General features: G+C 62.6%; 17 protein-coding genes and 2 pseudogenes. 13 read left to right on the forward strand and 6 right to left on the reverse strand.

The genetic code is table 11. The features are described from left to right. Nucleotides 1–105: 105 nt before the first annotated feature. Complete coding sequence (gene pstS, locus P0D89_RS42055; protein WP_408367646.1) at nucleotides 106–1,134, reverse strand: phosphate ABC transporter substrate-binding protein PstS; 1,029 nt, start codon at nucleotides 1,132–1,134, stop codon at nucleotides 106–108. Between the two features lie 304 nt (nucleotides 1,135–1,438). Here pstS and P0D89_RS42060 point away from each other — a divergent pair, with 304 nt between their 5' ends. Next, nucleotides 1,439–2,476, forward strand: a complete 1,038-nt coding sequence (locus P0D89_RS42060; protein WP_408367648.1) for a transporter — start codon at nucleotides 1,439–1,441, stop codon at nucleotides 2,474–2,476. Between the two features lie 117 nt (nucleotides 2,477–2,593). Here P0D89_RS42060 and hmpA read toward each other — a convergent pair whose 3' ends face one another. After that, nucleotides 2,594–3,775: an NO-inducible flavohemoprotein gene (gene hmpA, locus P0D89_RS42065; protein ID WP_408367650.1), complete on the reverse strand. Its 1,182-nt coding sequence runs from the start codon at nucleotides 3,773–3,775 to the stop codon at nucleotides 2,594–2,596. 114 nt (nucleotides 3,776–3,889) lie between these two features. On the opposite strand from hmpA, the gene norR reads away from it, so the two are divergent. The 7 genes from norR to P0D89_RS42100 all read left to right on the forward strand — a co-directional run bounded on the left by norR (nucleotide 3,890) and on the right by P0D89_RS42100 (nucleotide 13,127). Continuing rightward, nucleotides 3,890–5,482, forward strand: coding sequence for a nitric oxide reductase transcriptional regulator NorR (norR, locus tag P0D89_RS42070; protein ID WP_408367652.1), 1,593 nt, complete (start codon nucleotides 3,890–3,892; stop codon nucleotides 5,480–5,482). A gap of 400 nt (nucleotides 5,483–5,882) precedes the next feature. Further along, nucleotides 5,883–6,725 (forward strand): HTD2 family dehydratase, encoded by an 843-nt coding sequence (locus P0D89_RS42075; protein WP_408367654.1) that lies wholly within the window; start codon nucleotides 5,883–5,885, stop codon nucleotides 6,723–6,725. Between the two features lie 29 nt (nucleotides 6,726–6,754). Next, nucleotides 6,755–7,918 carry an acyl-CoA dehydrogenase family protein gene (locus tag P0D89_RS42080; RefSeq protein WP_408367656.1) on the forward strand — a complete coding sequence of 388 codons (1,164 nt, stop codon included), beginning with the start codon at nucleotides 6,755–6,757 and terminating at the stop codon, nucleotides 7,916–7,918. Nucleotides 7,919–7,937: 19 nt separating this feature from the next. Further along, nucleotides 7,938–9,116, forward strand: a complete 1,179-nt coding sequence (locus P0D89_RS42085) for a CaiB/BaiF CoA transferase family protein (protein ID WP_408367658.1) — start codon at nucleotides 7,938–7,940, stop codon at nucleotides 9,114–9,116. Between the two features lie 69 nt (nucleotides 9,117–9,185). Further along, nucleotides 9,186–10,574, forward strand: coding sequence for an MmgE/PrpD family protein (locus P0D89_RS42090; protein WP_408367660.1), 1,389 nt, complete (start codon nucleotides 9,186–9,188; stop codon nucleotides 10,572–10,574). Then, nucleotides 10,571–11,380, forward strand: coding sequence for an HpcH/HpaI aldolase/citrate lyase family protein (locus P0D89_RS42095; RefSeq protein WP_408367662.1), 810 nt, complete (start codon nucleotides 10,571–10,573; stop codon nucleotides 11,378–11,380). Before P0D89_RS42090 ends, P0D89_RS42095 begins: the two co-directional genes overlap by 4 nt. 358 nt (nucleotides 11,381–11,738) lie before the next feature. Next, nucleotides 11,739–13,127, forward strand: coding sequence for an MFS transporter (locus tag P0D89_RS42100; RefSeq protein WP_408367664.1), 1,389 nt, complete (start codon nucleotides 11,739–11,741; stop codon nucleotides 13,125–13,127). Between the two features lie 91 nt (nucleotides 13,128–13,218). Here P0D89_RS42100 and P0D89_RS42105 read toward each other — a convergent pair. Both P0D89_RS42105 and P0D89_RS42110 read right to left on the reverse strand, forming a co-directional pair. Then, nucleotides 13,219–13,401: pseudogene (locus tag P0D89_RS42105) on the reverse strand (electron transfer flavoprotein subunit alpha/FixB family protein); the annotation flags it as partial. Nucleotides 13,402–13,404: 3 nt separating this feature from the next. Next, nucleotides 13,405–13,727 (reverse strand): annotated as a pseudogene (locus P0D89_RS42110) (electron transfer flavoprotein subunit beta/FixA family protein); the annotation flags it as partial. A gap of 186 nt (nucleotides 13,728–13,913) precedes the next feature. Between P0D89_RS42110 and P0D89_RS42115 the strand changes: the two are divergent. From P0D89_RS42115 to P0D89_RS42130, 4 genes are all read left to right on the forward strand, one after another. Then, nucleotides 13,914–14,801, forward strand: coding sequence for a LysR family transcriptional regulator (locus tag P0D89_RS42115; RefSeq protein WP_408367666.1), 888 nt, complete (start codon nucleotides 13,914–13,916; stop codon nucleotides 14,799–14,801). Between the two features lie 245 nt (nucleotides 14,802–15,046). Further along, nucleotides 15,047–16,546: an L-piperidine-6-carboxylate dehydrogenase gene (gene amaB / locus P0D89_RS42120; RefSeq protein WP_408367668.1), complete on the forward strand. Its 1,500-nt coding sequence runs from the start codon at nucleotides 15,047–15,049 to the stop codon at nucleotides 16,544–16,546. A 145-nt stretch (nucleotides 16,547–16,691) separates the two neighbouring features. Next, the gene (locus tag P0D89_RS42125) at nucleotides 16,692–17,864 is read left to right on the forward strand and encodes an NAD(P)/FAD-dependent oxidoreductase (RefSeq protein WP_408367670.1); all 1,173 of its coding nucleotides are present in this window, start codon (nucleotides 16,692–16,694) and stop codon (nucleotides 17,862–17,864) included. 142 nt (nucleotides 17,865–18,006) lie between these two features. Further along, nucleotides 18,007–19,215: an aminotransferase-like domain-containing protein gene (locus P0D89_RS42130; protein ID WP_408378489.1), complete on the forward strand. Its 1,209-nt coding sequence runs from the start codon at nucleotides 18,007–18,009 to the stop codon at nucleotides 19,213–19,215. A gap of 365 nt (nucleotides 19,216–19,580) precedes the next feature. Here P0D89_RS42130 and P0D89_RS42135 read toward each other — a convergent pair whose 3' ends face one another. Continuing rightward, on the reverse strand, nucleotides 19,581–20,054 hold the full coding sequence (locus P0D89_RS42135) for a PRC-barrel domain-containing protein (RefSeq protein ID WP_408367672.1): 474 nt from the start codon (nucleotides 20,052–20,054) through the stop codon (nucleotides 19,581–19,583). Nucleotides 20,055–20,333: 279 nt separating this feature from the next. On the opposite strand from P0D89_RS42135, the gene P0D89_RS42140 reads away from it, so the two are divergent. After that, a complete protein-coding gene (locus P0D89_RS42140; RefSeq protein WP_408367674.1) occupies nucleotides 20,334–20,723 on the forward strand; it encodes a hypothetical protein in 390 nt (129 codons plus the stop codon). A gap of 64 nt (nucleotides 20,724–20,787) precedes the next feature. On the opposite strand, the gene rpoD is transcribed toward P0D89_RS42140, so the two are convergent. Further along, nucleotides 20,788–22,782 carry an RNA polymerase sigma factor RpoD gene (gene rpoD, locus P0D89_RS42145; RefSeq protein ID WP_408367676.1) on the reverse strand — a complete coding sequence of 665 codons (1,995 nt, stop codon included), beginning with the start codon at nucleotides 22,780–22,782 and terminating at the stop codon, nucleotides 20,788–20,790. Nucleotides 22,783–23,310 lie beyond the last annotated feature (528 nt).

Genomic DNA, 23,310 nt, shown 5'->3' on the forward strand with positions numbered 1-23,310 from the left:
TGGGGTTTCTGCGTTTACGGGCTTTGCATGATGAGCCAAACGAATCAGCAACGAATCGCGGAGAGAGGCGCGCATTTCACGTGAGCGCCCCTTTGGATCAGAGACCTATTCCGACGCAAGCGGTTTGCCCGCAGCGTCCTTCACCTTCTGTTTCCACTGCGTGCGGATCTCCGCCACGACCGAATCCGGCAGCGAGATGTAGTCCAGATCGTTCGCGGCCTGCGTGCCGTTCTTGAACGCCCAGTCGAAGAACTTCAGCGTTTCCGTGCCTTGCGCCGGCTTGTCCTGCGCCGTGTGCAGCAGCACGAAGGTTGCGCCGACGATCGGCCATGCATTCTTGCCCGGCTCGTTCGTCAGGATCTGGTAGAACGACTTCGACCAGTCCGCGCCCGCTGCCGCTGCCTTGAAGGTATCCGTCTTCGGCTCGACCACCGTGCCCGACGAGTTCTTCAATGCGACATACGTCATGCGGTTCTGCTTCGCATACGCCCATTCCACGTAGCCGATCGCGCCCGGCAGACGTTGCACGAACGCCGCGACGCCGTCGTTGCCCTTGCCGCCCGTGCCGGTCGGCCAGTTGACCGTCGAACCTTCACCAACCTTCGACTTCCAGTCCGCGTTGACCTTCGACAGGTAGTTCGTCCAGATGAAGCTGGTGCCCGAACCATCGGCGCGGCGCACCACGGCGATGTCGGTATCCGGCAGCTTGATCTTCGGGTTCAGCGCGACGATTGCCGGGTCATTCCACTTCTTGATCTTGCCCAGGTAGATGTCGCCGAGCACTTCGCCCGACAGCGTCAGTTCAGCCGGCTTCACGCCCGGCACGTTGACGACCGGCACCACGCCGCCGACCACCGTCGGGAACTGGAACAGGCCGTTCTTGGCGAGTTCGTCGTCTTTCATCGGAGCATCCGAGCCGGCGAAGTCGACGGTCTTCGCGATGATCTGCTTGATGCCACCCGATGAACCGATACCCTGATAATTCACCTTGCCGCCGCCGGACTTCTGATAGGCGTCGGCCCATTTCGTGTAGATCGGTGCCGCGAACGTGCTGCCCGCGCCGGTGATGTCGGCGGCTTGGGCGGCGGTCGCGCACAGCGCGCCAAGAATCAGTGCGAATTGGGTGAGCTTCATAGTCAGACTCCTACTGTATTTAATTGGCCTCGATGGGCAAATTAAGGCCGCTGTGTGACGTTCTTGTGACTGTCCGACTCTAACGACCGGTAGTCCGAACTTAAGGCTCCGATAAGCCGACGCGAGGAAAACTAGCGGGTTAACCTTCTTTTGATTGGCCGCGATTTGCTCAGGCATTTCATTCCAATCCGGTCTGTGCGGTTACGAAGCCCGGAGCCGCGTCGCGGTCGTCAGGATTCCATCTGCGGCAGGTAAATTGCTAAAGATGCCGATCCGGCACGGGAAGCAAACGCTGAATTGAGCTATGAAATCTGAACTGCTATTGCAAACCTACGGCGCCGATTCGTCCGGCATGGTCTGCGGCTTCGTCTTTTCCTCGACGCGCGCAGGGCGGCCCGTCGATGCGGAAGAGGTCGTCGAATGGCTTCGTGACCACGAAGCGAACGGCGAGTCGAAGCAGGCAGGCGAATTTCTCTGGCTTCATTTCAATCTAGCCCATAGCGCGAGCGAGCGCTGGATTAGATCGCAACTCGATCTGCCGGAAACGTTTTTCGACGCACTGCGGGAAGGCTCGCATTCGACGCGTATCGAGCATGCTGACGGCGCGCTACGCGCTGTCGTGAACGACGTGATGTTCAACCTCGAGTTCACCCCGTCGGAAATTGCGACCCTATGGATTTACGCGAATCAACGGATCATCGTCACTGCGCGTCTCAAGCCGCTGCGTTCTGTCGACAGGTTGCGCGCGTCGGTCCGCGAAGGGGAAATATTCAGGTCGCCCGCGGAATTGCTGGTTCACTTGATGCACGACCAGGCGGACTTGCTGGTGCAGATCGTCCGGCGAACCAGCGCTGACGTCGATCGCATCGAAGACCGGTTTCTTTCACAACGGCCGACGCAAAACCGCCTGGACCTGGGCGCCATGCGTCGGATGCTGACCCGGTTGCAACGCATGCTCGCGCCCGAGCCCGGCGCGATTTTCCGTTTGCTGGCACGGCCGCCGCGCTGGCTCCAGCAGGAAGATGTACAGGATCTGCGCGAATCGACGGAAGAGTTCTCGGTCGTCCTCTCCGATGTGGCCGGCTTGATCGAGCGGGTCAGGCTGCTACAAGAGGAAATCATTTCCCGCCTCGAAGAGCAGAATAACCGTACGCTATTCACGCTGACGCTGGTAACGGTTCTGGCCATGCCGATCAATATCGTCGCGGGCTTCTTTGGCATGAACGTCGGAGGCATCCCGCTCGCCGAAAATCGTCACGGGTTCTGGGTGATGGTCATGCTGGTGGCCGGCTTCACGGGGCTGGCCGGATGGTGGGCGTTTCGCCGGCGCAAGGAGCGGTAGTTAAGGCGAGGATCGCGCGAAACGCGCGATCCCAGTGCATCTGCATAGCGCGAGGCCGTTCGGCAACCCGCGCTTATCGCCACCGCTTCTCCACGACCCGAAGCAGTAGCCACCGCGTTATTCCAGCGCGCTAGCCGGTCCGAAGAACTCATAGCGGCCTTGCGACTCCGGCACGCCAATCGCCTTGAGATGCTTCTTCACGCCCTTCATGAACGCGACGGGCCCGAGGAAATAGACGTCGACATCACGCGATTCCGGTAGCCATTTAACGAGGTGTTTCTCGTCGAGATAGCCGGTTCCGTGCGCGTCGGCATCGCCGGCACGGCGTTGCTCGTAGCAATAGAAGCGCTTCAATTGCGGATAACGCGCGGCCAGTGCTTCGATCGCGTCGCGGAATGCATGCACCCCGCCGTGGCGAGCCGAATGAATGAAGTGCACCGGACGATCCGTAGTCAGTGCCGCTTGCAGCATGGCCAGGGTCGGCGTAATGCCCACGCCGCCGCTGATGAGCACCAGCGGCTTGTCGCTCTGTTCGAGCTTGAAGTCGCCGGCCGGCGCGAACAGGTCCACCGTATCGTTTTCGTTGATCTGCGTATGCAGATAGTTGGACACCTTGCCATTCTGCTCGCGCTTTACGCTGATACGGTATTCACGACCGTTCGCCATTGCCGAGAGCGAATAGTTACGGCGCACTTCTTCGCCGTCGATCATCAAACGCACACCGATGTACTGGCCGGGATGAAACGCCAGCAACTCGCCGTTGTCGTCGGGGCGCAGATAGAACGACGTGATTTCGTCGCTCTCACGCACCTTGCGCGCAACGCGGAACACACGCGAGCCGCGCCATCCACCCGGCGCCGTTTCGCGCTGCGCGTAGATCTGTTCTTCGAGCCCGATCAGTAGGTCGGAAAGTTGTTGATAGGCGGCGCCCCATGCCTCGATCACGGCATCGGTGGCGATTTCCGCGCCGAGCACTTCGCGGATCGAACGCAGCAGGCACTGTCCGACGATCGGATAGTGCTCCGGCAGGATGTTCAGCGAGACGTGCTTATTGATGATCTGCGAGACCAGACCACCCAGCTGTTCGAGTTGATCGATATGGCGCGCGTACATCAGCACACCGTTGGCCAACGCACGCGGCTGCGCGCCGCTGGCCTGATTCGCCTGATTGAACATCGGGCGCACTTCCGGGTGTTCGCTCAGAAGCAGGTTGTAAAAGTGCGTGGTCAACGCTTCGCCTCCGCTTTCGAGCAGAGGGACGGTGGCCTTGACGATGGCGCGGTGTTCGGCGGAAAGCATAATGAAGTTCCTGGTGGTGAGTGGTTATCGAGCTGACTTGCGCAAGACAACACTTGATACCCATGATTCGTGCCAGGTATAAAATGCAGCGAAATCAATGATCTGGATATGCAAATGGTCCATTCGACCCTAGTCGAAAAGACTACCTACGCAGTCGATCTGACTGCAGGCGCGGTGCTTGACGTCCTGACGCCGCTGATCCTCGACCTGTCGCGCGACCTGTCCGATCGCGAGCGCTATCGTCGCCTGCTTCGCAGTCTGCTCACGCTGTTTCCGGGCGATGCGGCCGCTTTGTTGCGCCTCGAAGGGGACACGCTGGTGCCGCTGGCAATCGACGGACTGAGCAGCGATACGCTGGGGCGGCGCTTCCGGGTCGGCGATCATCCGCGCTTCGAGCAGCTCCTGTCACGGCCCGAGCCGACCCGCTTCGCGGCCGATTCCGATTTGCCCGACCCCTATGACGGCCTCGTGCAAGGCATGGCCGGGCACCTCGAAGTCCACGATTGCCTTGGCTGTCCGCTGTTCATTCGCGGTCAGCCTTGGGGGCTGCTCACGCTCGATGCACTCGACCCCGCACGGTTCGACGCCCTCGACATGGCGTCGCTGCGGGCGTTCGTCGGCCTTGCCGCTGCGACCGTGAGCGTAGTCGAGCGCATCGATACGCTGGCGCGCAGCGGCGAAGAGGCGCGCCTGCGCGCCGAAGCCTACCGGCAGGCGAGCAGCCAGAGCCGGCGCGAGCTGATCGGCAGCAGCGACGCTCATCACCACATGATCAAGGAAATCGAGGCGGTCGCTGCGAGCGACCTGACCGTGCTGACCACCGGCGAGACCGGCGTCGGCAAGGAACTGGTGGCGAATGCGATCCATGCGCTGTCGCCACGCGCGAACAAGCCGCTGGTGAGCCTGAACTGCGCGGCGCTGCCGGACACGCTGGTCGAGAGCGAACTGTTCGGGCATGTGCGCGGCGCGTTCTCGGGCGCGTCGTCGGACCGGCGCGGCAAATTCGAACTGGCGGACGGCGGCACGATTTTCCTCGACGAAGTTGGGGAGTTGCCGCTCGCCGCGCAGGCAAAACTTTTGCGGGTTCTTCAGAACGGCCAGTTGCAACGAATTGGTTCGGATAACGAACATAAGGTCGACGTGCGCCTGATCGCCGCCACCAATCGTGACCTCGCCGAAGAGGTGCGAGCGGGACGGTTTCGCGCGGACTTCTATCATCGTCTCAGTGTCTACCCGCTGCGTGTGCCGCCATTGCGCGAGCGAGGCCGCGACGTGCTGCTGCTGGCAGGCTTCTTTCTCGAAGAGAATCGCTCGCGGCTTGGGCTGCTGAGTCTGCGTCTGGCGGCGGACGCGCAAGCCGCGTTGTTGCGCTACCCGTGGCCGGGCAACGTGCGCGAACTCGAACATCTGATTGGGCGCAGTGCGCTCAAGGCGCTGGCGGCCAATCGCGAGCATCGTCGCATCCTGACGTTGAGCGCCGCGGACTTTGCGTTGTCGGAGGTGCCGCACGAAGAAAGAAGCCAGCCGTTTGCACCGGCGCAGGAGAGCGGGTCGAAGGATTTTCGCAGTGCGGTAACGGAGTTCGAGCGAAGCATCGTCCTCGACGCGCTCGCACGCCACCAGCAGAACTGGGCGGCGGTCGCGCGCGAACTCGGTCTGGATCGCGCCAATCTGAATCGTCTCGCTAAACGGCTTGGCCTCAAGTAGCAGACTGCGATAACCGGCAACCGGCGTATCGTCCGCATCTGCTGCGAGTTCGGCTTTCGGTGGCGCATCGTGCGCGGCTTCGGGGCGACGGCGCGTGCGATCGGGCTCGTCGGTCATAGTCGGTCATATGATGGAAGAGGGCGAATAGCCGATGGCGAGCGAAATCTGGCAGCGGATCGAAGACGAAGCGTCGGCGCATCTGCGCGGCGAAGCCTGATGGGCGAAGCTAACCGCCGGGGCTATTCGTCAGCGCTAACAGCAAACGCCAACCGCAGCGCCGCACAGCGCGCCTTAACCAAAACCAAAGGCCTGATTCAAAAATGCAAACTTCGCGCCACGCAACGCGTCGTTCATAGTAGGGCCCTACCAAGCTCAACATGCGTATCCGGAGACTTCGCCTATGTCCGCCGCTTTAGAGAAACTCGACGACTGGCTCAACAAGGAGGCGGTGGCCGAAGACGACATCACCGCTTTTCCGCTGACAGCGCTGGCCGCCACGTTCGATCGCGAGGAAAGCGGCGATACGGTGCCGCCGCTGTGGCACTGGTTGTACTTTCTGCCAGTGGCGCCGATGGCCGAGGTTGGCGCCGACGGTCACCCGAAGCGCGGCGGTTTCCTGCCGCCGGTGCCGCTGCCGCGCCGCATGTGGGCGGGCGGCCGGCTGACCTTTCATGCGCCGCTCAAAGTGGGCGAGCGCGCCACGCGCACGTCGACCATCGCCAATATCGAGGACAAGACCGGCCGTTCGGGCCGTCTCGTGTTCGTCACGGTGCAGCATACGATCGAAGCGGACGGCGAACTGAAGCTCGAAGAAGAGCACGACATCGTCTATCGCGATGCGCCGCAGGAAGGCGCGCGGCCACAGCAGCCGCAACTCGCGCCGCAAGGCGAAACGTGGCGCCGCACCATCGACACCGACGCCGTGATGCTGTTCCGCTATTCGGCGCTGACCTTCAACAGCCATCGCATTCACTACGATTACCCGTACGTCACGCAGGTCGAAGGCTATCCCGGCCTGGTCGTGCACGGTCCGTTGATCGCGACGCTGCTGGTCGACCTGGTGCGCCGCGAGCAGCCCGGCGCCACGCTGCAAAGCTTTGCGTTCAGGGCGCTGCGTCCCACGTTCGCGGGCCAGCCGTTCACCGTGTGCGGACAGCCTTCCGCCGACGGCAAGTCCATCGAGCTGTGGGCCAAAGATCACGAAGGCTATCTGACCATGCGCGCGACGGCCGCGCTTGCTTGAGCGTCACCTGAACTCCACGAGATTCGATAATGCAAACCACGCAACAGGATTCTTTCCAGGACATTCGCGAAGCAGTGCGCGATCTGTGCCAGCAGTTTTCCGGCGACTACTTCCGCAAGATCGACGAAGCACGCGGTTATCCGGAAGAGTTTGTCGATGCGCTCACCAAGGCAGGTTGGCTGGCCGCGCTGATTCCGCAGGACTTCGGCGGCTCGGGACTCGGGCTCACTGAAGCGTCGGTCATCATGGAAGAGATCAATCGCGCAGGCGGTAATTCGGGCGCATGCCATGGCCAGATGTATAACATGGGTACGCTGCTGCGCCACGGCTCTGAAGAACAGAAGCGCAAGTATCTGCCGAAGATCGCGAGCGGCGATTTGCGGTTGCAGTCGATGGGCGTGACCGAACCGACCACCGGCACGGACACCACGAAGATCAAGACCACCGCCGAACGGCGCGGCGACCGTTATGTAATCAACGGCCAGAAGGTGTGGATCTCGCGCGTGCAGCACTCGGACCTGATGATCCTGCTCGCGCGCACCACGCCGCTATCCGATGTGAAGAAGAAGTCCGAAGGCATGTCGATCTTTATCGTCGACTTGCGTGAAGCAATCGGTCACGGCCTGACCGTGCAGCCGATCCTGAACATGGTCAATCACGAGACCAACGAACTGTTCTTCGACAACCTCGAAATCCCCGCCGAGAATCTGATCGGCGAGGAAGGGCAGGGTTTCAAATACATCCTCGACGGTTTGAACGCGGAGCGCACGCTGATCGCGGCGGAGTGTATCGGCGACGGATACTGGTTCGTCGACAAGGTCACCGAGTACGCGAAAGAGCGCGTCGTGTTCGGCCGTCCGATCGGCCAGAACCAGGGCGTGCAATTTCCGATCGCGCGTTCGTTCATCAACGTGGAAGCGGCCAGCCTGATGAGATTCGAAGCGGCGCGCCGTTTCGATGCGCATCAACCGTGCGGCGCGCAGGCGAACATGGCGAAGCTGCTGGCGGCGGACGCATCGTGGGAAGCCGCCAACGCCTGTCTGCAATTCCACGGCGGCTTCGGCTTTGCATGCGAATACGATGTGGAGCGCAAGTTCCGCGAAACGCGTCTGTACCAGGTCGCGCCGATTTCGACCAATCTGATTCTCTCGTACGTGGCCGAGCATATTCTCGGGCTGCCGCGTTCGTTCTGACCTTCAGGCTGACATACACATGAGACCACTCGACGGAATCAAGGTCATCACGCTCGAACATGCGATTGCTGCGCCGTTCTGCACGCGTCAGCTCGCCGATCTCGGCGCGCGGGTCATCAAGATCGAACGCCCTGGCGTCGGCGATTTCGCGCGCGGTTACGACGAACGCGTGCATGGACTGTCGTCGCATTTCGTCTGGACCAATCGTTCGAAGGAAAGTCTCGCGCTCGATCTGAAGCAGCCCGCGGCGGCGGAGATTCTCGACGCACTGGTCGCGGACGCCGACGTGCTGGTGCAGAATCTCGCCCCTGGCGCGGCGGAGCGGCTCGGTCTCGGCTACGAGGCATTGAGCAAGAAGTACCCGAAGCTGATCGTTTGCGATATTTCCGGCTACGGCGCCGACGGTCCCTATCGCGACAAGAAAGCCTACGACCTGCTGATCCAGAGCGAATCCGGCTTCCTGTCCATCACCGGTTCGCCGGGCGCGCCCGCCAAGGCCGGCTGCTCGATCGCGGATATCGCGGCCGGTATGTACGCGTATTCGAACATTCTGAGCGCGCTGCTGATGCGTGGGCGGACCGGGCGCGGCTGTCGCATCGACGTGTCGATGCTCGAGAGCATGGTCGAGTGGATGGGTTATCCGCTCTACTACGCGATAGACGGTCAGTCGCCGCCCGCGCTGTCGGGCGCGGCGCACGCCACGATCTATCCGTACGGGCCGTTCCCCGCTGGCGACGGCAAGACTGTGATGCTCGGTCTGCAAAACGAACGCGAATGGAAGCTCTTCTGCGAGCGCGTGCTCGAACAGCCGGAACTCGCCATCGACGAGCGCTTCGCTTCGAACTCGAACCGCACGTCTGCGCGTGAAGCGTTGCGTGAAGTGATCGTCGCGACCTTTGCGAAGCTGAGTGCCGCGCAGGTCATCGGGCGGCTTGATCGAGCGGGCATCGCCAACGCGCAAATGAACACGCTCGACGACGTGTGGGCGCACCCGCAACTGAAAGCGCGCGAGCGGTGGCAGGAAGTCGGCACGGCGGCGGGCGCGGTGCCCGCGCTGCTGCCACCGGGTCTGCCCACCGGCTTCGCGCCGCGCATGGACCCCGTGCCCGCGCTCGGTGAACACACCGAAGCGATCCTGCGCGAACTCGGCTACGACAGCGCGCGCATCGACACGCTGCGTGCGGCCGGCACGATCTGAACCGTCTTTCCGTGCCGGCGTGTGAACCACGCATGCCGGCAATCCGAACGAACCCGACGCGATTTCCTCATGAACGATCATCCCAGTCTCACGCTCGCCACCTTCGCCGCGCAACTCGACTTCGACAGCATCCCGCAAGCGGTGGTCGAGCGCACTGTGAACCTGTACGTCGATTGGCTCGGCTCGGCATTGGCCGGCAAGGGCGGGCGACCGGTCGAAACGATCGCGCGCTTCGCGCGCCAGGCTGGTGGCGCGGCGCAGCACGGCCCGTGCGAAGTGTTGATCGACCGTAGCCGCACCACACCGTATTTCGCGGCGATGGTCAACGGCGCGGCGTCGCACTTCGCCGAACAGGACGACGTGCACAACGGCTCCGTGTTTCATCCAGCGACCGTGGTGTTTCCAGTTGCGCTCGCATTGGCCCAGGCCAACAGGGCGTCGGGGCGCGACTTCATTGCGGCGGCGGTCGCGGGTTACGAAGTCGGCATTCGTATCGGCGAATTTCTCGGGCGCTCTCACTACAAGGTGTTTCACACCACCGGCACGGTAGGCACGGTCGCGGCGGCGGCCACCGCCGGAAAGCTGCTCGGTTTGTCGCCCATGCAGATGCTCGACGCATTCGGCTCGGCGGGCACGCAGGCGAGCGGTCTGTGGGAGTTTCTGCGCGACGCCGCCGACTCGAAGCAATTGCACACGGCGATGGCCGCCGCGAACGGACTGATGGCCGCGCAACTCGCCGCCGAGGGCTTCAAGGGCGCGACGCACATTCTCGAAGGCGCGCAAGGCATGGCGGCGGGCATGTCGAGCGACGCCGATCCGGCGCGCCTCGTCGACCGGCTGGGCAGCCGTTGGGCGACGGCGGAGACGTCGTTCAAGTATCACGCGGCGTGCCGGCATACGCATCCCGCGGCCGACGCGTTGCTTGCCGTGGTGCAGGAGCATCGTCTCGCACCGCGCGATATGGCGAAAGTCGTCGCGCACGTTCATCAAGGCGCGCTCGACGTGCTCGGCGCGGTCGTCACGCCGCGCACCGTGCACCAGGCGAAGTTCAACATGGGCACGGTGCTCGGGCTCGTCGCGCATCACGGCTGTGCGGGCGTGACCGAATTCGAGCAGGGATTCGACGCGGATGCGATCGCCGCTTTCCGCGACAACGTGACGATGGCCTACGACGCTGAGGTCGATGCCGCGTATCCCGCGCGCTGGATCGGCAAGGTGACGGTGACGACCACCGACGGCCGCGTCTTCCACGGCCGCGTCGACGAACCGAAGGGTGACCCTGGCAATACGCTTTCGCGCGATGAGATCGCGACCAAACTGCATCGGCTGGCGGCGTTTTCTGGCGCGGCCACCGAAGGCGAGGCCGCGCGTTTGCTCGGCAATGCATGGCATATCGCGGAGCAAGCGCAAATCGGCTCCGTATTCGAGGCAAGCTCGCACGCGGCGGTCCCCGCATGAGCACCGCGCTGCCTCGCTCGTACCTGTTCGTGCCGGGCAACCGGCCCGAGCGCTTCGAGAAAGCGCACGCAGCCGGCGCGGACGCGGTGATTCTCGATCTCGAAGACGCCGTGCAGCCTGACGAAAAACCCGTAGCGCGCGCGGCTGTGCTGGCCGCTGTATCCGGGCACGCATCACGGCCGGCATGGGTACGCGTCAACGGCTCGGATACGCCATGGTTTGCCGACGACATTGCCGCATTGTCCGCGCAACCCGGTGTCGCTGGAATCGTATTGCCGAAGGCCGAGACGCGCGAGCAGATCGATGCCGTGCTGGCACAGGCGCATCCTGGGTTGAGCGTGTTGCCGATCGTCGAGAGCGCGCGCGGTTTTGCGAATCTCGCGGTGTTGTGCGCGGCGCCCCGAGTGCAGCGCATCGTGTTCGGCACGCTGGATTTTCAAATCGATCTCGGCATTGACGGCGATGGCGAGGAACTGCATCTGTTCCGCTCGCAGATCGTACTGGCGTCGCGACTCGCGGGGATCGGCGCGCCGGTGGATGGCGTGTCGACCACCATCACCGATACCGACGCAATCGAAGCCGACGCGCGGCGCGGCCGGCGCTTCGGCTTCGGCGGCAAGCTGTGCATTCATCCGAAGCAGATCGATGCGGTGCATCGCGCGTATGCATGGAGCGACGCCGAGCGGGAGTGGGCGCGGCGAGTGCTGTCGGCGGTGGAAGCCAGCAACGGTGCGGCGGTGGCGGTGGACGGCAAGATGGTCGATATGCCGGTGATTCTGAAGGCCCGCAGGATCGTGACGGGCTGATATGTCTCGTCCACGCGGCGCGTGATTTCATTGACGAAGCGACGCAGCGCAAAACGGCGCGATGCATTTTCATGCATTGCGCCGTTTTTCTTGTGCCGCCCGCACACGTGGTGATGCCGCTGTTAACCGCAACGAAACATCGGCTTCCAATAATGCCAATTCCATCGCCAGACCGGCTGTCGCACTCTTATCGACATACGGCATGACATGACATAGCTCGACATGACATGACAGGGCTCGGCGACAACGAGCCGTGTCATCCGGAAGCTTGCATCAGAGCCGCGCATTCGAGTAAGCGGCCATGCTGAACTGCTTTGCGTAAGCGGCCCTACCGCGCGCACCTTATCAGGAGACAACGTTGGCAACATTAACCGTCAATTCCGGCGCGCGGCTCGACCGCTTGCCCACTACCCGCTTCCACTGGAATATTCTCGGTCTGATCGGCGCGGGCGCTTTCCTCGACGCGTTCGATATCTATCTGGCCAACGGCGCGCTCGCGGCGATGGTCAAGAGCGGTTTCACCGATTTGCGGCTCGGCTCGTTTTTCATCTCCGCGACGTTCATGGGCATGATGATCGGCGCGGGCCTGTCCGGCTATCTCGGCGACCGTTTCGGCAGGCGTTATTCGTATCAGGCGAACCTGGCGATTTTCGGTATCGCGTCGATCGCCGCGTGCTTTGCGCCCGACATCTACTGGCTGATCCTGCTGCGCTTCATCATGGGGGTCGGCCTGGGCGCGGAACTGGTGGTGGCGGCCGGCACCTTGTGCGAGTTCGTGCCGCCGGCCACGCGCGGACGCTGGACCGCGCTGCTCGCATTGATCATTAATTCCGGTTTGCTCGGCGCGACGGCGATCGGCTACTGGGTCATTCCGCATCTCGGCTGGCGCTACATGTTCGCGATTGCGGGTATTGGTGCGCTGGTGGTGTGGTTCCTGCGGCATCGGATGCCGGAGTCGCCGCGCTGGCTCGAAACGGTTGGACGGCTCGAAGAGGCGGAGGCCACGGTGTCGGCGATCGAGCGGCAAGTCGCGGCGCGCGTCGGCAAGCTGCCGCCGGTCGCGCGGGTGGTCAGTCACGAGGTGCCGGCTGCGCCATTCTCGGCGTTGTTCGCTCGCGGCATGATCGGCCGCACGCTGGTGGCGGCGTTGACCTGCATGGCGATCAATATGTCGCTGTATGGGTTTGTCGCGTGGCTGCCGACGTTCTTCGTCAAGGAAGGGCTGACGATCGTGCAGTCGCTAGGATTCGTATTGCTGATGTCGTTCGGTGCGCCGGCCGGCGCGGTGGTCGGCTACCTGGTGGCCGACCGGTTGGGGCGTCGCAATGGGATCGTGCTGTTTTCGCTCGTGACGATTCTGCTCGGCTTCGTGTACGTGCAGATGCGTGCGCCGACGGCGATTTCGGTGGTGGGATTCGCGTTGGTGACGGCGATCTATACGGTCTGCACGCTGGGGTTGTTCGGCTATATCCCGGAGCTGTTTCCGACCGCGTATCGGCTGCGCGGAACAGGTGTGGCCGGCACTTGCGGACGCGCGGCTTCGATGTCCACGCCTTATGTCGCGCTGTTGCTGTATACGCAATTCGGCGTGACGGGTGTGCTCGCGATGGTTGGCGGCGTGCTCCTGTTGCTGAGCGTCGCTATTCTGGCGCTGCGGATCGAGACAAGTCAGCAGACGCTGGAGGATATCTCGCCGGATGCCGATCTGGCGCCGCATGGCGCCGAGCTAGTGGAGAAGTCGGCGTAAGTGAAGGGGGGCGTGAGCACGGCCCGTTGATTCGGGCCGTCGATTGCAAGCGGGTTGCGTGGCAATGAACTCGTCGCGCCGGTTGTCTGCGTCAGGCGATTTCGCCGGCGAGTTCCGGCACGGGCGTGAACTGATCGCCGACCAGACCGTAATCGGCGACGCTGAAAATGGGCGCTTCCGGGTCTTTGTTGATCGCGACGATCACTTTGCTGTCCTGCATCCCGGCCAGATGCTGGATCGCACCCGAGATGCCGACGGCCACGTGCAGCCGCGGCTACTCCTTGTCGACCAGCGCCTTCAGCAGCTTCGCGCCCCCGAGCGGCTGCAACTCTTCGTTCGACTCGATCAACAGAGCACGATCAGCATCGATCGCCGGCGCCGTGCGCCGCATTTCCTGCGCTTGCGTGACATCTGCCGACACGGCGATCACTTCGGGCGCCACTCCGGCTCCTTCAGACGCACCGCCTCTTCACCCGCGATTTCATCGAACGGATTCATCGACATCTTCACATTTGCAATGTCGACATCCGTGCCGTCTGCTTTCGCCCGGACCTTTACGTTGCAATCGTCCACTTTCTTGACTAGCACCAGAATCTTCACCACGCTCTGCCCAGAATAAAACGCTCGCATCGACACAGCAAGCGCGGACCGCCTCACTCTGACAGAAAGCGCCGGGACGGGGAATTCGGTTTTTTCGAACGAGTGCTTCGCGCCCGGTTAAGATTGGCATTTGTCTTGCAGGCGCCGATCGGCATTTCAATTGGCGCGTCATCTCTGGCTTTCATCATGCATTTCGATTTCGTGGATTTGCGTTTGCTCCTCCATATCGCCGATACGCAGAATCTCGCGCGCGCCGCGGAACGCTCGCATCTGTCGGCGCCGGCCGCCAGCAACCGGGTCAAGAATCTCGAGGAGCAACTGGGTTTCAAACTGCTGTATCGCACCAGCCAGGGCGTGACGCTGACGCCCGCGGGCGAAGCGTTCGTGCATCATGCGCGTCTCGTGCTCGAGCGCGTCGAGCATCTGGCGGGCGACATGCAGGAGTATGGCGAAGGCATCAAGGGTCACGTGCGCATCTGGGCCAACACCACTGCGATCAGCGAGTTCATGCCGGCCGTGCTGAGCCATTTTCTGCGCGATCACCCCGACGTCAACATCGATCTGCGTGAAGTACTGAGCGGCGAAATCGTCAAAGGCGTGGCGGATAGTGCGACGGATATCGGCATCGTCGCGGGCAACGTGCATGCGGAACATCTGGAAATGCTGCCGTATCGGGACGATCGTTTGATGCTGGTGACATCGTGCGATCATCCGCTCGCCAAACAGTCGTCGGTCGATTTCGCGCAAGTGCTCGACGCGAACTTCGTGAGCCTGCCCACGTCCAGCGCGATTCACGCGTTCATCATGAGCGCCGCCGATGCGCTCGGCGCGCGTCTGAAGCTGCGCATCCAGGTGGGCAACTTCGAAGCTGCGTGCCGGATGATCGAAGCGGGCGTGGGCATCGGCATCGTGCCGGAGTCGGTCGCACTGCGGCACAGGAAGACGATGCAGATCGCTATCGTCGGCTTGAACGACCCGTGGGCCGAACGCAAGCTCAAGATATGCGTGCGCAGTCTGAAGGACTTGCCGCCGTTCGCGCGGGTGCTGGTCGACCGGTTGATGGCGGGGGTTTGAACGCGGCGCGAGAGTAAGTTCGGGCGAACGGAACGGGATGCGCGGAGCGGTTTGCCCCGGCGCCGGCGCGGTCGCCCAGCCACCGTGCGCGACCCGGACTGGCCGTTCAAGTTTCCTTATGGAAACATCGGGTAGTTCATCAACCGGCATTTACATCCGTTCAACCCCTGCTTGCGGCCACAAAAACCCGCGTGTATAGTTTCCTAACTTACTCTTGTTTCGCATCGGAAATTAAAGGGGTTTTCATGGACGCTTCCACTATCCTCGCCGATCTCGGCATCGCCCACGCGGCGCAAGCCGGCGATCTCGCGGTTCATTCGCCCATCACCGGCGAACTCATCGGCCGCGTGGCCGTCAATACGGTGGCGGAAGTCGACACGGCCCTCGCCCAGGCGAAACAGGCGTACACCGCGTGGCGCAACGTGCCCGCGCCGCGCCGCGGCGAACTGGTGCGGCTGCTCGGCAATCGTCTGCGTGACAGGAAGCAGGCGCTCGGCAGCCTTATCACGCTGGAAACCGGCAAGATCCTGCAGGAAGGCATGGGCGAAGTGCAGGAAATGATCGACATCTGCGATTTCGCGGTCGGCCTGTCGCGCCAGCTGTACGGCCTGACCATCGCGTCGGAGCGTCCGGGTCACCGCATGGCGGAGACGTGGCACCCGATGGGCACCTGTGTCGTGATCTCGGCGTTCAACTTTCCGGCGGCCGTGTGGTCGTGGAACGCGGCGCTTGCTCTGGTGTGCGGCAACGCCGTGATCTGGAAGCCGTCGGAAAAGACGCCGCTGACCGCGCTCGCCGTCAATCAGATTCTCAACGACGCACTGCAGGAATTCGGCGATGCGCCGGCCGGCCTGACCGCGTTGATCAACGGTGGACGCGACGTGGGCGCGAAGCTGGTGGCCGATCCGCGCGCGTCGATCGTCAGCGCGACGGGCAGCACGGAAATGGGCCGCACGGTCGGCGTCGAAGTGGCGAAGCGCTTCGGACGCTCGCTGCTCGAACTCGGCGGCAACAATGCGGGCATCGTCACGCAAACCGCCGACCATGAACTCGCGATGCGCGGCATCCTGTTCTCGGCCGTGGGCACGGCGGGGCAGCGTTGCACGTCGCTGCGGCGTCTGTTCGTGCACGAGAGCGTGTACGACAAAACCATCGAACGTCTTAAGCAGCTGTACAGCAAGGTGCCGATCGGCAACCCGCTCGAAAAGGGCACGCTGATGGGGCCGCTGATCGACAAGCCATCGTATGCACGCATGCAGGAAGCGTTGCAGCAGGCGACGGCCGAAGGCGGCAAGGTGTTCGGCGGCGAGCGCGTCGACGTGAAGGGTTATGAAAACGGTTACTACGTGCGCCCGGCAATCGTCGAAATGCCGTCGCAAACGTCCGTCGTGCTGAAGGAAACTTTCGCGCCGATTCTCTACGTGTTGCGCTATACGGATTTCGCCGACGCGGTCGAAGCGAACAACGCGGCGGTTCACGGTCTGTCGTCGTGCGTGTTCACCACCGATTTGCGTGAAGCGGAACGCTTCCTGTCCGACTCGGGCAGCGACTGCGGGATTGCCAACGTCAACATTGGACCGAGCGGCGCGGAAATCGGCGGCGCGTTCGGCGGCGAGAAGGAAACCGGCGGCGGCCGCGAGTCGGGGTCGGATGCGTGGAAGGCCTACATGCGCCGCGCCACCAACACGGTCAATTACTCGTCGGCGTTGCCGCTCGCGCAGGGCATCGACTTCAATATCGGTTAAGCGCGCCGGCGCGCTCCGTGCAGTGACCGCGCATTCGTGCGGGGCCACTGCTTTTGCCGTCGCGGTCTCGCAGCGGCTTCCGGTTCAACAGTCCGTTTGCGCCGCCCGGCATTTCAGAGCGGCCACGTTACTCGTGGAGTAAGACGTGAGTTCCGAAGTCGTGGTCGTCGGCGGTGGGGTGATCGGCAGCTCAATTGCGTATTTCTTGCGGCTGTCCGATCCAACAGTCAGCGTCACGGTGATCGAACGCGATCCGACCTATGCGCGTTCGTCATCGGCATTGTCGGCGGCGTCGATCCGTCAACAATTCTCCACGCCGTTGTCGATTCAGATGTCGCTGTTCGGCATCGAGTTTTTGCGCTCGATCGGCGAGCGGCTCGAAGTCGGCGGCACGCGTCCGTCGATCGATCTGCACGAAGGCGGCTATCTGTTTCTCGCGACGCCCGCCGGCGAGTCCACGCTGCGCGAGAATCACGCATTGCAGAAAAGTCTCGGCGCCGATATCAGCCTGCTCGATACGAGCGCACTGCAAGCGCGCTTTCCTTGGCTCAATACCCACGACCTCGTCGCCGGCGCATTTGGCGAAAGCGGTGAGGGGTGGTTCGATGGTTACGGTCTGGTGCAGGCACTGCGCAAGAAAGCCCTGGCGCTCGGCGCGCGCTATGTAGCCGCCGATGTCACCGCGCTACAACGCGACGGCAAACGCGTCACGCAAGTGCAGACTGCTGACGGCGAGACCTATGCTTGCGACGCGGTCGTGAACGCGGCCGGCGCGTGGTCACGTAGGGTCGCGCAGATGGTCGGCATCGACCTGCCGGTCTACGCGCGGCGGCGCAGCATTTTCAACGTCACGTCGCCAGCGCGGCTCGAACGGTGTCCGCTGCTGATCGATCCGAGTGGTGTGTACTTTCGCCCCGAGGGCAACTCGTTTCTTTGCGGCACCTCGCCGGCGGCGGATCACGACCCCGACGATCTGCCGCTCGATGAAGTCGACCACGCGCTCTTCGACGACGTGATCTGGCCGACGCTCGCGCATCGCGTGCCGCAATTCGAAGCGTTGCGTGTGCAGAATTGCTGGTCCGGCTACTACGAATACAACGTGCTCGATCAGAACGCGATCATCGGTTATCACCCTGACGTGGATAACTGCATTTTCGCCAATGGCTTCAGCGGGCACGGTTTGCAACAGGGGCCGGCAACGGGACGCGGCATCAGCGAACTGATTCTGCATGGCCGCTACACGACGCTCGATCTCGGCTCGCTGAGCTTCGCGCGCGTGCTCGAAAACCGGCCGATCGTCGAGAAGAACGTGGTGTAGCCGTGCGTCGGGTGATGCGGAAAACGCAATACGTAGTGCGTAGATATCGTTTGCCGCTCACCCGGACGATGATCACAATCGACGCCGGTCTTCCCTCGACAGATATATCGGCAGATAAGCGATAGATAAGCGGCCCGTCACCATGTTCGCATTCAATCCCGCATTCGAAGCACCGGCCGGCTCGCCGATTCGCGAGCTGTTCAAGTATCTGACGCAACCCGGCATGATCTCGTTTGCCGGCGGCTATCCGGCCAGCGATCTGTTCGATCGCGAAGGGCTGGACGCCGCCGCGGCGCGCGCGTCGGAACAACCGACGCTGTGTCTGCAATACGGTCCGACCGACGGTCTTGCGATCCTCAAGCAACAGCTTGCGAATCTGATGACGCGGCGCGGCACGCCATGCGCACCGCACGACTTGCTCGTGACGACCGGTTCACAGCAGGGCTTCGATTTGCTGCTGCGCGTGATGGTCGCTCCGGGCGATGTGGTACTGGTCGAACAGCCCGCGTATCCTGCGACCTTGCAGGCGCTGAAGTTGCAGCAGGCCGACGTGGTGACGGTGCCCGTCGATCAGCATGGGCTCGACGTCGCCGTGATCGCCGCGCTGCTCGAAGCCGGCACGCTGCGCGCCGCGCCGAAGCTGCTGTACACGGTGCCGACTTTCGCCAATCCGACCGGTGCGACCTTGTCGCTCGAGCGCCGCATGGCGTTGCTGGAACTGGCGGCGCGTTATCGCTTTCTGATCGTCGAGGACGACCCTTATGGCGATCTGCGCTTTGACGGCGCGGCGTTGCCTTCGCTGCTTACGCTGAGCGATCAGGTGCCGGGGTCGCGCGACTGGGTGGTCCACTTTTCGAGTCTGTCGAAGATCGTCGCGCCGGGGCTGCGCGTCGGCTGGATGGTTGCGCATGCGGAGATTGTGCGCCGCTGCGTGGTCGCCAAGCAGACTGTCGATCTGTGCAGTTCGTCGTGGACCCAGGCGATTGCCGCGGAGTACCTCGCGAGCGGCGCGCTGGAGCGTCATCTGCCGCGTATCGTCGACGCGTATGCCGTGAAATGCCGCACGCTGTGCGATGCGCTCGACGCGCATTTGACGCAACACCTTGCGTTTCATCGTCCGGCTGGCGGTATGTTTGTGTGGGCGCGATTGAAAGCGGGGCAGAATGCGGCGGATTATCTGCGCATTTGTATCGAACACAATGTGATGTTTGTGCCGGGCGTTGCATTCTATAAGGACGATATCGATGCGGCGGCATTGCGGCTGTCGTTTGCTGCGCCTGGTGTGGCGGATATTGAAACCGGTGTGCTGAGGATGAAGCTTGCGCTGGAACGGTTCTTTGAGGCGGAATAGAGCGGAGTTCGCACTGGTGATTTCAGGTAAGGCCACGCGGGGATGTTCGCCAGGGTGGCCGGCTTCTGGCTCCGCTGCGTCGAAGTTTGTAGCGGGGTGGCTTGTTGTTTCAAGACTCACGCCACTGGCGAATTCGGCGATCGCGTTGCGACCGGATGACCTACGTTGCTCCTCAGGCGACGTATTCATAAAAAGTCTTCGCCGCATCAAGAGGTTGCCGCGCGATCGCTGGGATTATCCACAGGCTTTCGCACAGATTCTGTGGACAACCGCCCGCTAAGCGGGCCCCTTTAGTCCAGCGGTCTGGGCGCGGTTTGTGCACGGCTAACGCGAGCACTTTGAGACAGTCTCATAACCCTGATAGGTTAGAGTCCCATTCCTTGCTCCTTCTTCACCATGGCGCGCGTTGCCGACCAGTACGGCGGCCGGTTGTAATACTCATGCACGGACGTACCCCATTGCATATCCGCCATCGATGGCCAGTTGTCCTTGTCGAAGCCGGGCGCGTTTTTGATCCGCTCGACGGATGCGTCGAGTACGAAGCATCTATCGTCCGTATCGAGCGTCAGAGCGCTCCACGGAATCGCGTGCAGCGTGTCGCCCACGCCGAGAAAGGCGCCGCTGGATAACACTGCATAAGCGATCCGGCCGCTGCGCACGTCGAGCATGATGTCGGAAATCTTGCCGAGGTGTTCGCCGTCGGATGACATCACCTTGTTGCCGTCGAGCGTGGAGGCGGCCATCACCTCTGGGCCGGGGCCGTCGCCCACACCCATTCCAACGATGTCCGCATGTTGCTTGCCAGTGGCTGCCGGGTCTTGGGGATCGAGCGTAGTCATGACGTGCTCCTCGTATAAAGCTAAACGGCGAGTGCGCAACTACTATGCCCAGTCGGGGGTACGGCCACGCGGGTGCTGCGCGCCGCGCGACTGCTTTCGCGCAGCCGTCATGCGGCGCGGCGAAACGTCGGCTTGCGCTTACCACGCCTTACGGATGCTCAGGTTCTGGCTGCGCGGCGCCGATAGGTCTTGTAACCGGCGATGCGCCGCACCGCCGTGTGCGGCGCCTATCGGCTTAATCGCGCAGCGCATGTGTTGAGCGAAACGAAAGAGGTATCCATGCAGATTGACCGCGCGTGGTCGCAAATGCCGTCGTTGGCGGATCGCGCGATGACGAACAGCCAGTCCGCGGCGAACGAAGCCAGCGCTGTGCAGCCTATGTTGCCCGCCACGACATCTGCACAGGACGACGCGGTCCATATCTCCGCCGTCGGTGCAGCGGCGGAGGCTCAGGATGGAGATGCGACTCAGAAAGATGGGCACAGCGCTTCAAGGGCGGCGGAGAGCGCGACGGAATCTGGCGCCTCGGCGGTGCGGTCGTTTGCATATGGCACGCTTGGTCTCGAACGGCCGGATCAGCCTCAGGACGAGGGCGATGCCTTCTACACGGCAGGGCGTTGGCTGGCAGCGGGAATCACCGTGGGCGGGATCGTGTCGCTGCTGGTTTGAGGAGGGTGTGGCGGGGGAATTGCGCTTGCCGTGCATGGTGCACGGCAAGCGCTGTCGCTAACTTTTAGCGGTCGAGGAACGACTTCAGTCGATCGGCGCGGCTCGGATGCATCAGCTTACGCATCGCCTTGCTTTCGATCTGACGAATCCGCTCACGCGTGACGTCGAACTGCTTGCCGACTTCTTCAAGCGTATGGTCCGACTTTGTGTTGATGCCATAGCGCATGCGCAGCACCTTCGCTTCGCGCGGGGACAGCGAGTCGAGCGCGTCGTCAATGGCGGCGCGCAAGTCGGCTTGCATCGCGGCATCGGCCGGCGACGAAGCGGCCGAATCTTCGATCATGTCGCCGAGTGTGGCGTCGCCATCGTCGCCGACTGGCGTTTCCATCGACACCGGCTGCTTGGCGATCTTCAGAATGCCGCGCACCTTCTCTTCCGAAAGCTCCATGCGCTCGGCGAGTACCGACGGATGCGCTTCCTGGCCGGTCTGCTGCAGGATCTCGCGCGAAATGCGGTTGAGCTTGTTGATGGTTTCGATCATGTGCACCGGCACGCGAATCGTGCGGGCCTGATCGGCGAGCGAACGCGTGACGGCCTGGCGTACCCACCACGTTGCATAAGTCGAAAACTTCCAGCCGCGACGGTATTCGAACTTGTCCACGGCTTTCATCAAGCCGATATTGCCTTCCTGGATCAGGTCGAGGAACAGCATGCCGCGGTTCACGTACTTCTTCGCGATCGAGATCACGAGACGCAGATTCGCCTCGATCATCTCGCTCTTGGCCTTGCGCATCTTCGATTCGGCCGCGACCATCTTGCGGTTGACCTCTTTCAGATGCTTCAGCGGCAGCGAAACCGTCGCTTCGATTTCGATCAGCTTCTGCTGTTCGGACTGAATCGCCGGCAGATGACGCTCCAACGCCGCACCGTAAGTGGTGTTGCCGCGCGCGGCGCGTTCCGTCCAGCCGAGGTCGGCTTCGTGGCCGGCAAACGACTCGATGAACTTCTCGCGCGGCATGCCACTCTTCGTAACGACGATTTGCAGAATGTTGCGCTCTATTGCACGCACTTGCGCGACCTGATGCTGGACGTCGCCGCACAGGCGGTCGATCGTGCGCGCGGTGAAGCGGATCTTCGCGAGGTGCTGCTGGATCTCTTCACGTGCACGCAGATATGCTTTCGACGTGACGTCGCCGCGCGTGTGCGATGCGTTCATCTGGTCGGACAGCATGCCGACCTGCGCGAAGATTTCGAGGCAGTCGCTCGTGAGCTGCTTCAGGCGCGCTTCGTCCGCTGCCGACGAATCGGCCGGGCCGACGTCGTCGTCGCTATCGCTGTCGTCGTCGTCTTCGGAGTCCGTGTCGACTTCGGCTACCGCGTCGGTGCTCGCCTCTTCTTCCCCCGCGACCGTCTCTTCATTCAGACCGTCGACCAGTTCGTCGATGCGCAGCTCGCCGTCGGCGACCTGCTGGGCGCTCGCCAGAATCGCGGAGATCGCGAGCGGGCAAGCGGCAATGGCCTGCACCATTTCGTGAAGGCCGTCTTCGATTCGCTTTGCAATCGCAATTTCGCCCGCGCGCGTCAGCAGTTCGGTCGCGCCCATTTCGCGCATGTACATGCGCACCGGGTCGGTCGTGCGGCCGAATTCGGAGTCGACGGTCGACAATGCGACTTCGGTTTCCTCGTCCGCCTGATCGTCCGACACCACCGCGGGGGCGTTCGAGTTAAGCAGCAGCGTTTCCGCGTCGGGGGCCTGTTCGTAGACCTGCACGCCCATGTCGCTGAACGCGCTGACAATGCTGTCGATCGCCGCCGTCTGCGCGAAGTTGTCGGGCAGGTGGTCGTTGATCTGCGCGTGGGTCAGGTAGCCTTGCTCCTTACCCAGCTGGATCAGCGCGCGCATCTGGCGCTGGCGTTCTTCGGCTTGTTGCGGCGGCAGTTCGGCCGCAACGGGGATCGCTTTGCCGGCGCCCTTGCCCTTGGCTGCTCGGCCGGAGGGGGCTTTGCCGCTGTAGCCGGCGGTTTCGTGTTGCGAATCTTCGCGATCGAAAGGGTTCACGTATTCTCCTCTAGAGGCTTCGCTATGAGACGCAAGACGCTACCGTCAGGCGTTTCGAGCATGGCTCAACATCACCTGAGTGACTCAACGCGGTTGTTTGGCTGTGCTCTTGGGGAGCAAAAAAGATGAGCCCGCTCGAAGCGGGCCGATAGAAATTTGCGAAATTCGCGCGGCTCGCATTATATACGAGCTTGCGCCTTCGCGCTCATGGGGGCACACCAAATAAATCGTGCGTGTTTGTCGCGGTTCCGTTCGCTGCCCGCCGGGCGAGCTCGGCGGCGTGTCAGGGCGGCGCATCGACGTGCGGTTTGGCTGGCTGCACGGTCCTCACTATACAGAGGAACTCCTTCGTCCTCACGCGACGGGATCAGTTCCTTCGTTCTCACGCACGCTCTATATAGGGCGCGCATGTTCCGCGGTTGCTTCACGCTGGCCCCGCAGAAAATTCACAGAAGGGGGTTGACGGGTCGCTGGCCGGTCTCCATAATCTCGCTTCTCTGCTGCTGATGCAGCGACGCAGAACGGACA

The organism is Paraburkholderia sp. RL18-085-BIA-A, assembly GCF_046027075.1.
In the GTDB taxonomy this organism is placed as follows: Bacteria; Pseudomonadota; Gammaproteobacteria; order Burkholderiales; family Burkholderiaceae; genus Paraburkholderia.

Excerpts from the sequence above, each read along its gene's own strand:
- P0D89_RS42135 (WP_408367672.1), bottom strand. The coding sequence starts at position 20,054 with ATGACTACGCTCGATCCCCAAGACCCGGCAGCCACTGGCAAGCAACAT.
- P0D89_RS42115 (WP_408367666.1), top strand. The coding sequence starts at position 13,914 with ATGCATTTCGATTTCGTGGATTTGCGTTTGCTCCTCCATATCGCCGAT.
- P0D89_RS42140 (WP_408367674.1), top strand. The coding sequence starts at position 20,334 with ATGCAGATTGACCGCGCGTGGTCGCAAATGCCGTCGTTGGCGGATCGC.
- pstS (WP_408367646.1), bottom strand. The coding sequence starts at position 1,134 with ATGAAGCTCACCCAATTCGCACTGATTCTTGGCGCGCTGTGCGCGACC.
- P0D89_RS42060 (WP_408367648.1), top strand. The coding sequence starts at position 1,439 with ATGAAATCTGAACTGCTATTGCAAACCTACGGCGCCGATTCGTCCGGC.
- P0D89_RS42090 (WP_408367660.1), top strand. The coding sequence starts at position 9,186 with ATGAACGATCATCCCAGTCTCACGCTCGCCACCTTCGCCGCGCAACTC.
- amaB (WP_408367668.1), top strand. The coding sequence starts at position 15,047 with ATGGACGCTTCCACTATCCTCGCCGATCTCGGCATCGCCCACGCGGCG.
- P0D89_RS42095 (WP_408367662.1), top strand. The coding sequence starts at position 10,571 with ATGAGCACCGCGCTGCCTCGCTCGTACCTGTTCGTGCCGGGCAACCGG.
- P0D89_RS42130 (WP_408378489.1), top strand. The coding sequence starts at position 18,007 with ATGTTCGCATTCAATCCCGCATTCGAAGCACCGGCCGGCTCGCCGATT.
- norR (WP_408367652.1), top strand. The coding sequence starts at position 3,890 with ATGGTCCATTCGACCCTAGTCGAAAAGACTACCTACGCAGTCGATCTG.
- P0D89_RS42080 (WP_408367656.1), top strand. The coding sequence starts at position 6,755 with ATGCAAACCACGCAACAGGATTCTTTCCAGGACATTCGCGAAGCAGTG.
- P0D89_RS42085 (WP_408367658.1), top strand. The coding sequence starts at position 7,938 with ATGAGACCACTCGACGGAATCAAGGTCATCACGCTCGAACATGCGATT.
- hmpA (WP_408367650.1), bottom strand. The coding sequence starts at position 3,775 with ATGCTTTCCGCCGAACACCGCGCCATCGTCAAGGCCACCGTCCCTCTG.
- P0D89_RS42075 (WP_408367654.1), top strand. The coding sequence starts at position 5,883 with ATGTCCGCCGCTTTAGAGAAACTCGACGACTGGCTCAACAAGGAGGCG.